Annotated in this window: 15 protein-coding genes and 1 pseudogene; 7 read left to right on the top strand and 9 right to left on the bottom strand. The window is 56.9% G+C overall.

Annotated features, from left to right (window positions below):
- Positions 1-795 precede the first annotated feature (795 nt).
- From NPS58_RS02665 to NPS58_RS02635, 7 genes are all read left to right on the top strand, one after another.
- Positions 796-1,347, top strand: a complete 552-nt coding sequence (locus NPS58_RS02665; RefSeq protein ID WP_274113271.1) for a hypothetical protein — start codon at positions 796-798, stop codon at positions 1,345-1,347.
- Positions 1,347-2,354 carry a DUF262 domain-containing protein gene (locus tag NPS58_RS02660; RefSeq protein WP_274113269.1) on the top strand — a complete coding sequence of 336 codons (1,008 nt, stop codon included), beginning with the start codon at positions 1,347-1,349 and terminating at the stop codon, positions 2,352-2,354. The genes NPS58_RS02665 and NPS58_RS02660 overlap by 1 nt, the downstream gene beginning before the upstream one ends.
- 345 nt (positions 2,355-2,699) lie before the next feature.
- Complete coding sequence (locus NPS58_RS02655) at positions 2,700-2,906, top strand: hypothetical protein (RefSeq protein ID WP_274113267.1); 207 nt, start codon at positions 2,700-2,702, stop codon at positions 2,904-2,906.
- Positions 2,907-3,023: 117 nt separating this feature from the next.
- Positions 3,024-3,311 (top strand): hypothetical protein, encoded by a 288-nt coding sequence (locus NPS58_RS02650; protein ID WP_274113265.1) that lies wholly within the window; start codon positions 3,024-3,026, stop codon positions 3,309-3,311.
- 287 nt (positions 3,312-3,598) lie between these two features.
- The gene (locus NPS58_RS02645) at positions 3,599-3,961 is read left to right on the top strand and encodes a helix-turn-helix domain-containing protein (protein WP_274113263.1); all 363 of its coding nucleotides are present in this window, start codon (positions 3,599-3,601) and stop codon (positions 3,959-3,961) included.
- A 453-nt stretch (positions 3,962-4,414) separates the two neighbouring features.
- A complete protein-coding gene (locus NPS58_RS02640; protein WP_274113261.1) occupies positions 4,415-5,077 on the top strand; it encodes a hypothetical protein in 663 nt (220 codons plus the stop codon).
- An 11-nt stretch (positions 5,078-5,088) separates the two neighbouring features.
- Positions 5,089-5,463, top strand: a complete 375-nt coding sequence (locus NPS58_RS02635; RefSeq protein WP_274113259.1) for a hypothetical protein — start codon at positions 5,089-5,091, stop codon at positions 5,461-5,463.
- Between the two features lie 41 nt (positions 5,464-5,504).
- Here the strand turns inward: NPS58_RS02635 and NPS58_RS02630 are convergent, their stop codons facing one another.
- The 9 genes and pseudogenes from NPS58_RS02630 to NPS58_RS02590 all read right to left on the bottom strand — a co-directional run bounded on the left by NPS58_RS02630 (position 5,505) and on the right by NPS58_RS02590 (position 14,084).
- Positions 5,505-6,020, bottom strand: a complete 516-nt coding sequence (locus NPS58_RS02630; RefSeq protein ID WP_274113257.1) for a lysis system i-spanin subunit Rz — start codon at positions 6,018-6,020, stop codon at positions 5,505-5,507.
- Complete coding sequence (locus NPS58_RS02625) at positions 6,017-6,568, bottom strand: glycoside hydrolase family 19 protein (protein ID WP_274113255.1); 552 nt, start codon at positions 6,566-6,568, stop codon at positions 6,017-6,019. The genes NPS58_RS02630 and NPS58_RS02625 overlap by 4 nt, the downstream gene beginning before the upstream one ends.
- Before the next feature lie 19 nt (positions 6,569-6,587).
- Complete coding sequence (locus tag NPS58_RS02620) at positions 6,588-7,637, bottom strand: phage late control D family protein (protein ID WP_274113253.1); 1,050 nt, start codon at positions 7,635-7,637, stop codon at positions 6,588-6,590.
- 66 nt (positions 7,638-7,703) lie between these two features.
- Complete coding sequence (locus NPS58_RS02615; protein WP_274113251.1) at positions 7,704-7,910, bottom strand: tail protein X; 207 nt, start codon at positions 7,908-7,910, stop codon at positions 7,704-7,706.
- Positions 7,885-8,729: pseudogene (locus tag NPS58_RS02610) on the bottom strand (phage tail protein). The gene NPS58_RS02615 and the pseudogene NPS58_RS02610 overlap by 26 nt, the downstream one beginning before the upstream one ends.
- Before the next feature lie 9 nt (positions 8,730-8,738).
- Entirely contained in the window at positions 8,739-11,942 is a 3,204-nt protein-coding gene (locus tag NPS58_RS02605) for a phage tail tape measure protein (RefSeq protein WP_274113249.1), read from the bottom strand.
- A 133-nt stretch (positions 11,943-12,075) separates the two neighbouring features.
- Positions 12,076-12,378, bottom strand: a complete 303-nt coding sequence (locus tag NPS58_RS02600) for a phage tail assembly protein (RefSeq protein ID WP_274113247.1) — start codon at positions 12,376-12,378, stop codon at positions 12,076-12,078.
- 11 nt (positions 12,379-12,389) lie between these two features.
- Positions 12,390-12,899 carry a phage major tail tube protein gene (locus NPS58_RS02595; RefSeq protein WP_274113245.1) on the bottom strand — a complete coding sequence of 170 codons (510 nt, stop codon included), beginning with the start codon at positions 12,897-12,899 and terminating at the stop codon, positions 12,390-12,392.
- Positions 12,900-12,911: 12 nt separating this feature from the next.
- A complete protein-coding gene (locus tag NPS58_RS02590) occupies positions 12,912-14,084 on the bottom strand; it encodes a phage tail sheath family protein (protein ID WP_274113243.1) in 1,173 nt (390 codons plus the stop codon).
- Between the last annotated feature and the right edge of the window lie 55 nt (positions 14,085-14,139).

Below are 14,139 nucleotides of genomic sequence, written 5' to 3'. Positions count from 1 at the left end.
TCGTTAAACGTCACCTGCGGATCATCTTTTTATCTGGAGGTTGCCTTGCTGCACACAGGAAGGGTGCAAAGGCTGATGGCCTACACGCATCACGTAGGAAATCTTCAGAAATATCCGTAGGAATGATACGCGGTCTGAAGGGCCAAGGAAAATCCTAAGCGGCGGGCGGCGAGGGAATGTTCGACGCGGTTCACGTGGGTGAGAATTTGTTGCAAAGACTCGACAAACATTTGGCCTCGCTCTCCACTCGCAGCCTTTAGAGCACGGATGATAACGGCACAAAAATAGATTTTTGTGACAGCCCAGATTTCCAAGCTCATCTTCCGACCCGGCACTCTCGATTTTTGGCGCCCGACGACCGAACTTCTCGCCCATACCGGCCAGGGGCTTTGCGACTACTGACGGGCGAACACCACGCGCACTTGGTAGAATGCCGGCTTACCGCGACAGATTCCGAGCACCAATGCCAACCACTACTGCATCAACTTCCGTAAATTCACGCCCTGAGCCCTCCCGTCGCTTCAGCGTAGCGCCGATGATGGATTGGGCATGCTTTACCTGAAAGCCCTGTAATTAAAGGGCCGAGGACCATCACTCAGAGCGTTGTACCAAATTTGTACCATCCAGTCGAAGCTACCACTGCAAATAGTCGGCATCAGCCCACAAAACGACTGGTGCAAGCCCGCGACGTAGTGTTATACGTGAAATCGTTATGCCACTACGGACACTTAACGCTATCTAGCAAGCGCAGGATAAGCAAGGGCGGGAATCCTATCTAAATGCAGACTCTACAAGATGATTGATGACTTCAAAAAAGATCTCAGCAATCTTTCTAGCTTGCAGATCGTCAGAAAATATATTTTTTCAGCAGAAAGTCATATATTGACAGCTAACCAACACTACCAACTCAAAGAGAGGGTATGTGAACATTTTGATGTAGAATACAATGACGTAATCATGGTTGGTTCAGGCAAGTTGGGGTTTAGCATTAAACCTAGCCGTAGGTTTGAAGCGTTCGGCGACGAATCGGATATAGATATTGCGGTAGTATCGACAAAGCTTTTCGAAAAGGTATGGACCGAAGCCTATGCCTTCAAGAAAGGCGGGGCATATTGGCCGAAATCCTCAGAGTTCTTCAGGTACTTATCCGAAGGCTGGATCAGACCTGATAAGCTACCACGCAACAGATATTTCGAATTCACTTCAAATTGGTGGGACTTCTTCAACAGTCTAACCTCGAGCGGAAACTACGGCCCCTACCCCATAAAAGCCGGCCTTTACCACTCAAATTACTTTCTACAAGAATATCAAAAAATCTGTGTAGAGCAATGCAAGGATTCACTATAATGGACACTTCAGCTTCCAACAGACGCCTACGTGTTTTGTTGACTGCAATCGGCAACGGAACACTAATTCCTCAACCAGAGTTCCAAAGACGGCTGGTATGGATAAACAAGGATAAAGTAGAGTTCATACGAACTGTACTTGAAGGTTACCCCTTCCCCGAAATATACATCGCCGCTGGCAAAGTCGATACAAAAACTGGCGAAGGCGCTGAAATGTTGGTAGACGGCCAGCAGCGGATCACCACCCTACACCAGTATTTTAAAGGGTCCCCGGATCTAAGACTTCCAAAAGACCTCCCCCCCTACAGCAAGCTCTCTGAAGATCAACAGGTCGAATTTCTCGAGTATAAAGTCGTAGTACGCGACTTAGGAAACATGACCATAGATCAGATAAAGCAGGTTTTCCAGCGCATCAATTCAACCAGTTACGGGTTGAACGCGATGGAAATCCATAATGCCCGCTACGGTGGCGAGTTCAAAAAATTCGCTGAAAAAATTGCACAGCTTGAATTTTTCGAAGAGCACAGGATATTTACGTCCACCGACGTAAAACGCATGAATGACACCATGTATTGCGCGGGCCTGATTGCCACCACGATGTCGACTTACTTTAACCGCGACAGCGAAGTTGAAACCTATCTAGAGCAATTTAATGAAGAAATTCCGAATGAAGACGAAATCCTAAAGAACTTCGAGCGCACACTATCCTTCATAGATCGCCTCAACTTCCCACCCAAGTCAAGAGTATATAAAAAAGCTGACTTTTTCACCTTATTTGTCGAGACATATAAGCTACTATCAAACACCAATATCAATCTAGACCTAGTAACTACCCGCCATCTTCTAGAGTCCTTTTTCGAACTAGTAGAAATGGCAGGTACCGGCAAAGATCCTGGCAACCCAGATGCAGAGCGTTACTATAAAGCAGCACTGCAAGCCAGCAACGATAGAGGCAATAGAATAGTGCGCGGGGAGATCATAAACCGGGTGCTTAGGAAGGCGATCTGAAAAACAATTCAGCCCAGCAGTGCTGAGCAAGTGTGTAGCACTTTCCGATTGTGCTGTAGTAAGACAGGAAAAGGCGCCCAAGACCCGAAGTATCATGGCTTGGCGCCTTTTTGCATTCCGGCATAGCAAACGCACATGGGGATTTCCCGGGTTGGGAGGCCGAGCCGGCACCTGCATCTGCCTCGATCTCGATAGGGATTTGAACCCGCCCATCCTGCATGGTAGGTCGCTGTAGGCCCGAAAATTCGGCTAATCTGTCATAGACGCGCGGCCCGCTTCGGTCCAATACGGCCTACGATTTGCCCTAATTTTGCCCTAAGAATTCTCCACGCAGAGTGCAGGCTGATGGATGAAAAAACCTCAACTACAGCTGATACGCTTGAGCTGTTGCTTTTGAATCAGGTGGCCATCAGGGCAGCTATAGAGGAGCTTTCATTGTCTGTCAGCCGTAAAAGCTCGCTACAAGATCACGAAAATATCCTGGTCATCTTAGCGACGCTGGACATCCAAGACGATGCGATCAGAGAGGGGATAGAGCGTCTGCGTGGGTGATTAGCCCGAGAGGGGCGACTCGTTTACGATCACAAGGAATGTTCACGTCTCATCGCGCTGACCCACTAGACTGCAATCGACGTACTTGGTCCTCTGACCTTGCATGGAGCGGCTCTGATGATTGAACCAAAAGCTGAAGCCATATTAGCTCGCATCAAGGCTAACTACATAGCCGACCGGGCCTGCCTGCCTACTGCACTGCTGTCGGCGCTTCTGGGCTTAGACGAGAGCCCACGTTGCGCATTAGTCGGCCTCCTGGCCAGCTTGACCCGTACCCCGGCCGAGCAGCTGTCCTATGACATCGGTCTAGTGCACGGCCATATCTTTGCCGCTCTGCAGCGTGAGGAATTGAGCCCTGCGGACACCGACGCTCTGCTGGCCTTCGTGCGGGAACTGACCGTATAGCCGGGGGCATGCTGTCCTATTGCGGCCTTGCCGACTTGACGGTGGTCTATGGCCAGACACCGGACCTCATACATACCGCCAAGCGGGAGGGATTGAGGTGGTGGTTAACCGTCACAGCGCGAGCGCGCCAGAATCGGTGCTGATCAGCCGTTACTTGGGTAAGGCTCTGCTCACCGCCCCCATACCGAGTGGCGCAACCATGGTGCTGCTCGATGGCTGTCGCAGGGGTTGGCCGGATCCCCCATTCTCGTTTACTGTATATGCATACAGAAAGCGAGGAATGCAAGGTGACCGCAGAACTTTTCGACTTAGAACAAGCACGCATCCGGAAGCAGGCGCACAGAGTGCCAATGCTTTCGATTGAAGACTTTCCGATTGGCTTTGGCCGCGACCACTGCGCGCAAGCCAGAGAGCGACTGAAGTGGTCCGTCGAAGCACTGGCCTTTCGATCTGGCGTTTCCATTAATGCTATTAGACAACTTGAATCTGGCACCCGATCACTTCGCCCAGTGACCATGCAAGCTCTCGCGTTCGCTTTTGAGGTCGAAGGACTGATTTTCTTCCCTGGGCATGCTCCGATGATAGGAGGCAACTGCCGGGGAGCGACCCTCGACCCCAGCAGCAGAGCAGATTTTCACCTGGTTGAATGATCGGCCAGCAAACAAGAACCCACTCAACCAGTAGCCCTCAGTAGCCCTAAACGCTGGTGCTGAAGGTTGTCAGAATTCCTGGCGCATACCGGGGATTGCTGGATCTGGCACATGTGGCTTTCGAGGGGAAAAATTTAACGAAGTGATGAATATTGCGGGACCGAGTGAGGTACTCGCCGTTCAATTATTACCCCACGTGACGTGATTCGTTCGCTCTATGCGAAGACTGTGAAACTTTTGGTGACAGCGATTTGTTCCAGTCGACCACCTTGATGTGCGCATTGAACCTGTTCATATCATCCACGATTTTGTAGTCTTGGTCATGCGCACACCGGCTGAAACTATAAATTTCGACTCCGGGCAGGCAGCAACGAAAACTGCGCAATGGTAATATTTTTATTTACACCACACATCACACACAACAAATAAAGGCTGTGCCAAAGCAGACCACTCATGAGCGATATAGCAATCAAGGCGATAATTACATTAATGATAACCATGTTCTCCAACAAAATCCTTTCCACGCTACGCGTCCGCCAACTCTATCTTGCCGCAGAACAAATACTTGACTGCCACGACATCAATGTAGAGGGATACACAGCCTCCATTACAGTATTTAACAAGGGCAAGGACAAAGAAAAAGGCATCGAAATAATTTTCCCCGCAACCACTTTCTGTCAAGTAATCTCACAAAGCCAATCAGGCATTTCATATGAAAAAAATATTATAAAAATTGATAGGCTTGCTCCCAAAGAAAAACTATCCCTAATGGTTTTTGTAAAAGGCCACAACAAGATAAATAAAAAAAACCTCCCTACGATAAAGTCAGAGGACACACGCGGACGATCTTTTTGGGGAGCAGAAAATGTCTGGCCCAGTTTAGGCCCAGCAGTTTTAAGCTTATCTTTTGTTATTGGCCTTTTTGCGCTTGGTGGGTATGCAACATGGTCTGGTCAAAACCTACACCAGACATTTTTCAAAGCAAGATATCACGGTATTTATCAACAAGGCTTTTTACCAAGCATTATTTCAGATAACTACATCGCGTCTAAATTGCCGTTTTTTGATCAGAAACTTCCCATCACGGTTGACCCCTATACGTCAAAGACAAAATGATATACTTCCCCGTGCATGTCACTAACACGGAAAAGAACCCGCAAAAAATTGAAGCATCCATAAGTGGCATTGACATAAAATACTACCGCGAAATTACCCAAATCACGGTATACGGAGACAACTCGGAAGACGCAAAACAATCATTAAGGGAAAAATTTAGCGTCCCCAAAAATTACTGGAGCTCCGAGGAATTTACAATCAACCCCGGCGAGACCAAAACATTAATTTACAAGCGCGAAATTACACCAAACCTGAAACTTTCAAATATATCCGTTGAAATATCCATTAAAGGGAAAGATGAAGCAGGTGGATATTACTCCGACTTCTACAACTACACTCCAAAATCACACAAAGAGTTGCCTTTGGAGTTGAAACTAAGCGAATGATTGTAGATGTAAAAAGTCGGAGTCACTGGACTCCGACCGTATCAATAAAGGATCTGCCGGATGTAAGCCTGGCAGGCCTTGAGTGCAATTAGTCCTTGGTCGCCGTAATCGGTGATGCTGACAATTCGTCGAGCATGCGTTGGGTCAAGGTCGGCTCGTAGGGTTCCATGAACCACGCAGCCGCTGCCGGTGGCGGCTGGCATCCCACCGCCACTACCCTGGGCGGGGGCGGCGAGTAGGACTGACAGCCGCAGATCAGCAGTAGCAAGGCGGTCACGCAAGCGGGCTTGAGTCTGTTGGGCATCGCGCAACTCCTGGTAGTGGATCTGATCATTTGCCTGCAGGCGTTCCTCCAGCGCTCGACGCCGGGCTTGTTCAGCCTCCTGCCAATCGTTCACCGCTGTGGCGGCAAGCTCTCGCTCGGTGGTGTAAGCACTGGCTTGGTCGGCCAGCTCCTTTTCGTAGTGGTTGGCCTGCCACGACCAGGCGCCTCGGGCACCGGCGTATACCCCGAGCAACAGGACAAAGGCTACCTCCCGCCAACCGAGAGAACTCATTGCAGGACTTCCAAAGCGCGGCTGTAAAGCTTCTGCCGGTCTAGCCAACCATTGAGCCCACCATTGATACGGCGGGTGATCGTTTCGAAGTCGCCCTGGTCGGCCAAAGTATTGAGCCCAGCGCGATGCCAGAACCAGCCCGCCGACATCGCAGCATAGACCGGCTGCTCGAGGAGCTCAGGCATGTTGAGCAAACGGCTGTCGCCGAACAAGGCCTCGCTGCAGGCCTGATAGTTGTCACGGCCGGTCACCTGAATCAGGCCGCGACCGCGATACTTCTGCCCGTCGCCGTCAGCCTCAGGGGTGTTACCCAGTCGCTGGGCTAGCTTGCCGGTGTCGTATTTGCTCAGGTACGCATCACCACCCAGCTCGCGGACGTAGCGGAACTGGCCGGATTCATGGCCGATTTGGGCAATGAAGGCGGCCATGCGCAAGCTAGTGATGATTCCGTACTTGCCCATCGTGGCATTGAGGCCAGGAACAAAAACGCCGGCTTGGCGGCCGGCGTTGGGAAGGATCTGCAGCAATTGCTGCGCAGTGATAGACATCAGGATTCTCCAGTAATAGTTAGGGTTGTAGGTCCATGGTCTTGAGTTCTTTGGTTTCTTTACTCTTCTTGTCGCCGGCCTTGGCTTTGCCCTTCTTGCCGCCGTTGCATTCGACGGTCGTGGTCCAGCCGGACTGGGTGAACACCTGCTCGACCGAATCCACCAGGTACTCGCCATCGAGACCGGCTTTGAAGCCCTGGGCATTAACCAGGCGCTCGGCAAACAGATCCGTGCGGCCGGCCATTTCCAGGCGTACACCGGCGGTGCTCCGATTGAATGCGGCCAAGCGCGCCTTGCCGGCCTGTTCGGCGGCAGTCTTGTTTGGGTAGATATGACGGTCGGTATGCACCGGCGGCAGGCCGTTGGGAGACTCGTCGTTATCGAGGTCGACCACTTTCAGTTCGCCCGACTTCTCGTCCTGATGCTTGGTCTGCACGCCCTTGTGGGTGGTCTTGTCACTGACCCGGAACTGATAGCGGCTCACGTCCTGGCGGGTGATGGTGACGGTGCCCAGGGCCTTGCCACTTGCGCTCTGCCCAGCCTGACGCGGCAGCACCAACAACTTGCCGTCGCCGACCTTAGCGGTGCAGTCATACTGCTTGGCCAAGCGGGTGATGAAGTTAAAGTCCGACTCATTGAGCTGGTCGACGCGGGGCACCTTGCTGGCCACCGGGCAGACCGGCTCCCAGCCATTGCGAGCCGCGATGTCATGCACGATCTGCTGCAGGGCCACGCCTTCCCAACTACCGCTGCGCGTAGTCTTGCCGCTACCGCGCATGTCACTGGCCTTACCGCGAATGACCAGGCTGTCAGGTGGGCCCGACAGCTCGACCTCATCCACCGTGTAACGGCCCAAGCGGGTCAAAGCCTGGCTGGCATAGCCCAGGAACACTTCGATGTTGGCGCCGCGACGCGGCAGCACCACCGCCTGATCACGGTCATCGATGCGCAGCTCAAACTCGTCGGACTCCATCCCCGGCTTGTCACTTGTGCGCAGCAACAACAGCCGGTCGTTGATCATCGCGGAGATGTCTCTGCCGTCCGCGACGATGCGAAAAGTGGGTTTCATGCATGGGACTCCAGAAAAGCGAAACCCCGCACGGGGCGGGGCTTCATCGTTATGCGTAATGCGGGATCAATCCCACAACTGCACCAGCGCATCGGTTGGCGCCGGTAGGTCCGGCAGGTGAAACACCAGGCCGGCGCGGTACGGCTGCGCCTGCCTTGCCAGGTCGGGATTGGCCTCGAGCACCGCCTCTACCGTACCGTTGAGGTGTCCGTAATGGTGCTGACAGATCACATCAAGCAAATCTCCGTCAGACGTTCTGCAGGTCGCCGCCATAGCTCACAAACTCCAGGCTGAAGGACTGTTTACGCGGGATACCACCGGCGAGCAGATGGCTCTGTTCTTCGTCCAGACTGAGCAAGCACCAGCTGCCCAGCACCTCGCCATAGCCTGTGATCAGACTCAGCGGCTCCAGAGCCCTGCCGATACTGCGCAGGGTATCCAGTTGCTTGAGCCCGCCCTTGAAGCCAGGAAAGATCGCGCCCTTGAGGCTCAGCTTGTCCTCGCCCTGGCCGATGGCCTGCTGGGCAATACTGCGGCTCAAGCGCTCCTGGCCAGCCCAGCGAAACGCGGTCTGCCTGCGTAACTCATCGAACGCCGCCGTGTTGAGGTTGAAGTAATACGGCCGAGCATCCGGCCGCAGTGGCCGAATGATGAGCAGGTGCGGGAACGGCGTGACCGACTCGGCAGCCGGGGTCGCCAACGGCGAAAAACTCGACGTCGACACCACGTTTGCCAGCGATGGGCTCAGCTTGCCCACCACTTTGTTGATCGCATCCCCGCCCGGGCCGATTGCTCCTTGAGCGTGCCCATGCGCGACTGGATCTGGGACATTCCCGAGGTGGCCTGGCCATACATGGCAGCAACCTCGCCCACCTTGGACTGCGCCAGATTGATGCCACGCATGGTGCGCTGCAGCTTGGCGCCGACTTCCGGACCCACGAACGGGATACTTTCCAGCTCCGACGCGGCGCCGGTAATGTCGCCGATAGCACCATTCATGGGGCCCAGCATGCCGTCGAGCCCCTGCCGGCCGGCCTCCCCGGCTTGCACCAGGGACTTCAAACCGGACTCCATCTGTTCCATGTAGGGCATTTCCCCTCCTTATGCATGCGGTGCATCAAGCAATTGACGGTTCAGCGCCTGGCGGCTGTATTCCTCAAACTGCCGCTGCAGGTGCGGAGCAAGTTCATTGGCTAACTGAGCAGGATCTTTCACGTCCCCATTCACCGTCACCTCGATGCTTGGGGAGAAGCTGAACTGCTGGTCGACCTTTGGCGCCTCGGGCTTGCGCTGCTCAACTACCTTGGGCGGTACCGGCAAAGCCGCCGCCGATGGCACTGCCGCGACCAGGGAACGCACCACATCGCCAAGTTCATTGGTGTTGCTTGGAGGTTTGCCAGGCGAAACGCTCAGCGCCTGCGGACTGCCTTGATCCATGATCTTGGCCACCACCGGGGCTGTCGGTACCAACGCTGCAGGTTCCGCTCGGGCTGGTCCTGGTCGGGGAATGCTGAACACTGGCGGCGGCATTGCTGCCACCGCAGGCGCCGCTGCGGGCTCTGGCCGAACCAGGTCGGCACCAGGGAACCGCAACTTGTGGCTGGCCAGCGCCGGCAGCAAGAATGGGTCTTTGGCATTCGGGTCGCGTGGATCGTAGGACTCTGCCGACAGCCTCTCAGCCTGCATCGGTACCGCTGCCGGCAAAGGCACTGGTACGGGTGCAGGCATTGCAGCCACCACCGGCGCCGGGACCGGATCCGGCCGGGCCAGCTCAGCGCCAGGGAAGCGGACCTTTTGGCTGGCCAGGGCCGGCAGCATGAACGGGTCTTTGGCGTTCGGGTCGCGTGGGTCGTAAGACACTGCCGGCGGCTTCTCAGCCAGCACCGGCACCGCTGCTGGCGATGGCATTGGCAAGGGAGCCGGCATGGCAACCACGACTGGAGGCGCAAGAGGCCCAAGCAGTGCCGGGGCTGCCGGCATAGGTGCCACCTCGACAGCCTTGGCCTGCGGGGTCGCCGGCACCTTCTCCCCTGGCGTACTCTCATCGGCGGCGACTTCCTCCGGTTTGTCTTCTCCGCCAAACCAGTTCTTGCCCAACAGGCCGCCCAGACTTTCTCCACCCATTCCACCGAGGAACGCACCGACGGCGCCACCAACAAGGGGACCAACTAGCGGGATTACAGCGCCAAGCGCTGCGCCGGTCGCCGCTCCCGCCAGCGCGCCGCCCAGCCCACCTACGGCACCGCCATAGCCTTCGGCTTTGTCCTCCTTGGTTTCGGCGTTCATGTAGGTGTCGACAGCCTTCACACCGGCGTCAAGTATCGAGCCACCCGGCATTACCCGGCCGACCATACCCAGCTTGCCTGCAGCGCCAAGCATCTTGGCAAATCGCCCTGGTGCAACTGCAGGGGCAGCCATTTTCGGCACGGCAGTAGCACGCCCCGCCGCTCGCCGCTGACGACGACGCGACCGACGCGACCCTGCAGGGGCCGGCCCAGCAGCACCCAGACCGCCGATGGCGTTGGCATTGACGACAAACACGCGCTGCGGCTCCTTGCTGCTGCCGGCGTTGTCGTCATTGCTGGCCCCCAATAGACCACCCAACACCTTGATACCGGCGTCCACGGGTTTGATACCGGTTTGCGGGCCTTTCTCTGCCACAGCGCCCGCAACGTCACCCAACCCCTTGGAGCCAGCACGCCCAAGCATCACGCCCCGTCCGATGTTGGCCACGCCTCGAGCGATCTTGAGGCCGCTCAGAATCGTCTTCAGTGCCACAAACCCAGCACCGGCGGCGGCAAGCCCCAGCACTACTATCTGCGAGCCATCCGACAGGTTGGTCAACCCTTGTGCCACCGCCTTGATGCCCTTGGCCACCAGGTCAGTCGCCGGGCGAATGGCATCGCCGATACTGCGCATGGCGTCATTAACCGCCTGCCCCGTCTCGGCCCACATCTGCGCCGAGGATTCGCGGCGCTCGGCCAGGTTCTTGTCAAGAATGCCTGCCGCATTCTTCGAGTCGTTTTTCAGCTGCTCATACAGACCACGGTTGGCCGCATAGGCCGTCAGTGCCGCCTTGACCTGCATATCGGCGAAGATATCGCCGGTGCGCAGGGACTGCTCCAGGGCGTTAAGCATCGCCTTGGCTTTCTCAGGGTCGGTTTGCTTGCTGATGTTGGCCTGGGCTTCGGCCATCTTCGCGGCCTTGGCCGGGTCCGTGGCCTGGATGTACTTCATGGCCAGGGCAAAACTGGACTCAAGCGTCGACATGCCCTTTTGAATGCCCGAGTTCAGCGACGCCTGGTAGTCGATACCGGCATCCGCGTAAGCCTTGACCACCTCCCCGGAACCGATCTTTTCCATCCAGTTCTTGAGGTTGTTGGCCGCCTCGTCCGAGCCGCCGGCCGTCTTCATCTGTACCTGCAGCATCGCACCCAGCGAGCTAACCGCATCCATGCCGGTGCTGCCGTTTTTCTCCATGCCCGCCAACAACTGCGGAAACCACTTGGCCATGTCGGCGGCTTCAAAGCTGCCCGCCTGGCCCTGCAGGGCGATAGCCTCCAGGGCTTGTTGCATGACCTTGGGGTCAGTGATCTTGGCGTTCTGCTCGAGCGCCTGAATCATGCTGGCCGTGTCGACGCCGCTGGCTCCCTGGCCAATGGCGAACTTGGCCGCCGTCGGCGCATAAGCCAACGCCTTGTCCAGCTCCATACCGGCGCCAACCAGTTGGTTGACCAGGTCGGCCACGTCGTTGCGCGCCATGCCGGTATCTTGCGAAGTCTGGATGACAGTGCGGGTCATCTGCACTTCTTCCGGCTTGTTGGCTACGTTCGCCTTAATCGCAATGTCACGGATGATCGCCTGATAGTCCGCGCTGATCTTGCCCGCCACACCCAGCGCGCCCACGCCGACCACTGCCTGGCCAACGCTCGACTTCATCCCGGCCTTGCCCTGCTCGATCTGCTGATGTCCCTTGATCTGCAGATCGGCCGACTTGGCGGCACGGCCCAGGCGTTGATACTCGCGGTTCAGTCGCCCTACTTCGACACCCTGCTTGCGCAGACTTTCCAGGTTACCGTCCAGTTTGCGCAGCAACCCGGCCGCCGAGGCCGCGCCGCTGTCGTGCGCTTTCTTCCACTCCTCGCGCAGGCGAATGGTTTCGCCGATGGTGCTCTTCAACACCTTGGCCTTGTTGCCCTGCTGCTCCAGCTTCCTGATGCCGCTGGTCACCGTATTGAAGGCCGCCCCTACCGACGAACTGACAGCACCGCCGATGACCAGCCCTAACGACAGTTTGTTCGCCATGACTCCCCCTTAAGTGCGGGCTCAATCCGTGAGCCACCAGACCATGTCGCTGTAAGACATGGTCATGATCTCTTCAGCAGAAAAATTCAGTTCGGCAGCCAGTCGCTTGGCTGCCAGCTTCTGCAGGGCGGGGTCAAAGCTCGTCGTCTTGCACCAGGCGAAAATAGCCGGCCTGCACGCGGGCATAGTCCTTGAGGGTCAGGCCCTCCAGATCCTTGGGCCCGACCTCGGCCAGAGAAGCGAACAGGTTCATTTCGCGTTGCTCGTCATCGCCGCCGGCGGTCTGCTGGGCGGCGCGAATGTCGCGCACCGTCGGCGCACGCAAGCACAGCTTGTCGACCTGCACGCCATTGGCTTCGGTGGGCTTGGTCAGCGTGACGATCACGGCGTCGGCAGTCAGCTTCAGGAACGATGGGATCTTGATTGCATTGCTCATGGGGAGTCTCCTTACAGGCCAAGGGCCGAACGTTGGGCAGAAAGTTGGTCGACACCGTTAATGACGCGCTTCATGCCAATCGGGTCGATTTCGTAGATCAGCTGGCCTTTAACCTCCAGCTTGTAATAGGTCACCGCGACGTTGTGCTTAATTTCAGCCTTGTCGCCGGGCTTCCAATCGCCCATGTCGACCTCTTTCAACGAGCCGCGCAGGGTGACAACCACCGGTGTGATTTCGCCCTTCAGGCCCTTGAAGGCACCACGGAACGTGCCGTTGAACGCGGTGCCATCGGCCTGGCCGAAAAACTTCAGCGACTCGCGGCGTACGCCGGTAGTGACAAAGCCGGCCTCCTGCTTTTCCATGCCCATATCCAGCTCCACCGGGACATCCATGCCGCCGGCGCGGTGTTCCTCGGTCTTGAGCGTGAGTTTGGGCAAGGTCAGGCTGGGTACATCGCCCTGGAAGCTCACGCCGTCGACAAACAGGTTCAGGTTGGCCAGGGTTTCGGGAATCATTGCCATGGGGTGCGCTCCTTAAGCGGCGGTGTCGACGACTTCGGTCAGCCATTGGTTGGTGACCTCGACGAGGAAAATGGGGTTTTCGGCCGGCGGCACGTCGGTGAATCGGATGTTCCAATACACCTTGCCCTGCTCCAGCTGGCTGGACGTGTTGAGCACGGGGTCGGCGTAGACCTCGAAGTTGATGATTGCGCCTTGGTTCTTGAGGTCGCGCATGAACGCCTGCAGGCCCTCGGTCACGTCCTTGACGTAGGTCGCGGTGATCGAGCGGTCGACCGCCCACTTGTGGCCGTACAGGATCGCGTCCATGACGATATCCATCGTCCGCACGCGAGTAACGAACGCCCACTTCGGGTCGGTGCTCAGCGTGCGGTTGCCCCACAAGCGAAAGCCGTCATCACGGATGATGGTGGCAATGTTGGCGTTGTTGAGCAGGTTGGCCCGGCAGCTCGGGTCGCCGTCCAGATACTCGATGGCACGGCCGGTGCCGGTGATGCCGACAAACTCCTTGTTCGACGGCGACGCCCAAAAGCCGTATTCGCTGTCGGTGTAGGCGAACAGACCCGCCGCCCAGGCCGACGCCGGCGCATCCACGGTCTTGCTGGTGATGGTGTCCCACACCTGCACACCCGGATCGACCATGAACAGGCGCTTGGAACCAAAGAGCCCGGCGTAGGTGGTGGCCGCTTCGTCGGTCGTGCCTGGCCCGTCGATGATGCCGATCGCGCGCAGCTTGCCGGCCAGTGCATCGATCGCGGTGGCCACCGCTTGGGTAGCGCTGTGCTTGGGCGCGATGATCAGCCGCGGCTGAGCGTTGAACCGGCTCTTGCCATCGAGCAGCGCCTGCAGGCCGGTACGCTTGCCACCGACCTGGACGCCACCAACGATCGAGGACGTCTGCGCAGCCGCGTCGACGGCCTTGGCCACGCCACTGGCGACGATCACCGCTTTGGCGCGGGTAAAGATCGCCAGGCAAGACTTGGTCATGGCCGAATCAGGACCGAAGGCGGCAATCGCTTCGCTGTCGTTGGTGATCAGCACCAGGTCGCCGGCCTTGGCCGTGGCGTTCGCGCCCTCGGTGAAGGTGTCGACCAAGCCAATGATCGAAGAGGAAGGCAGCGCGATGTTGCGCGCGCCGGTGTCGACGTTCGTTACGGTAACGCCGTGAAAGAAACCAGCTGATGGCATGTGAAACTCCAGAAAGCACAAGGCCGCGACGTACGCGGCCAGAAAGGAAGAAGGC

It is taken from the genome of Pseudomonas putida, from assembly GCF_028682455.1.
GTDB lineage: Bacteria > Pseudomonadota > Gammaproteobacteria > Pseudomonadales > Pseudomonadaceae > Aquipseudomonas > Aquipseudomonas putida_AA.
This window is presented reverse-complemented; position numbering and strand designations above follow the sequence as displayed.

What these genes read in the sequence shown, in the direction of transcription:
- NPS58_RS02625 (WP_274113255.1), bottom strand. Translation starts at nt 6,568, where the DNA reads ATGTCTATCACTGCGCAGCAATTGCTGCAGATCCTTCCCAACGCCGGC.
- NPS58_RS02655 (WP_274113267.1), top strand. Translation starts at nt 2,700, where the DNA reads ATGGATGAAAAAACCTCAACTACAGCTGATACGCTTGAGCTGTTGCTT.
- NPS58_RS02600 (WP_274113247.1), bottom strand. Translation starts at nt 12,378, where the DNA reads ATGAGCAATGCAATCAAGATCCCATCGTTCCTGAAGCTGACTGCCGAC.
- NPS58_RS02650 (WP_274113265.1), top strand. Translation starts at nt 3,024, where the DNA reads ATGATTGAACCAAAAGCTGAAGCCATATTAGCTCGCATCAAGGCTAAC.
- NPS58_RS02640 (WP_274113261.1), top strand. Translation starts at nt 4,415, where the DNA reads ATGAGCGATATAGCAATCAAGGCGATAATTACATTAATGATAACCATG.
- NPS58_RS02620 (WP_274113253.1), bottom strand. Translation starts at nt 7,637, where the DNA reads ATGAAACCCACTTTTCGCATCGTCGCGGACGGCAGAGACATCTCCGCG.
- NPS58_RS02595 (WP_274113245.1), bottom strand. Translation starts at nt 12,899, where the DNA reads ATGGCAATGATTCCCGAAACCCTGGCCAACCTGAACCTGTTTGTCGAC.
- NPS58_RS02605 (WP_274113249.1), bottom strand. Translation starts at nt 11,942, where the DNA reads ATGGCGAACAAACTGTCGTTAGGGCTGGTCATCGGCGGTGCTGTCAGT.
- NPS58_RS02630 (WP_274113257.1), bottom strand. Translation starts at nt 6,020, where the DNA reads ATGAGTTCTCTCGGTTGGCGGGAGGTAGCCTTTGTCCTGTTGCTCGGG.
- NPS58_RS02660 (WP_274113269.1), top strand. Translation starts at nt 1,347, where the DNA reads ATGGACACTTCAGCTTCCAACAGACGCCTACGTGTTTTGTTGACTGCA.
- NPS58_RS02665 (WP_274113271.1), top strand. Translation starts at nt 796, where the DNA reads ATGATTGATGACTTCAAAAAAGATCTCAGCAATCTTTCTAGCTTGCAG.
- NPS58_RS02615 (WP_274113251.1), bottom strand. Translation starts at nt 7,910, where the DNA reads ATGGCGGCGACCTGCAGAACGTCTGACGGAGATTTGCTTGATGTGATC.
- NPS58_RS02590 (WP_274113243.1), bottom strand. Translation starts at nt 14,084, where the DNA reads ATGCCATCAGCTGGTTTCTTTCACGGCGTTACCGTAACGAACGTCGAC.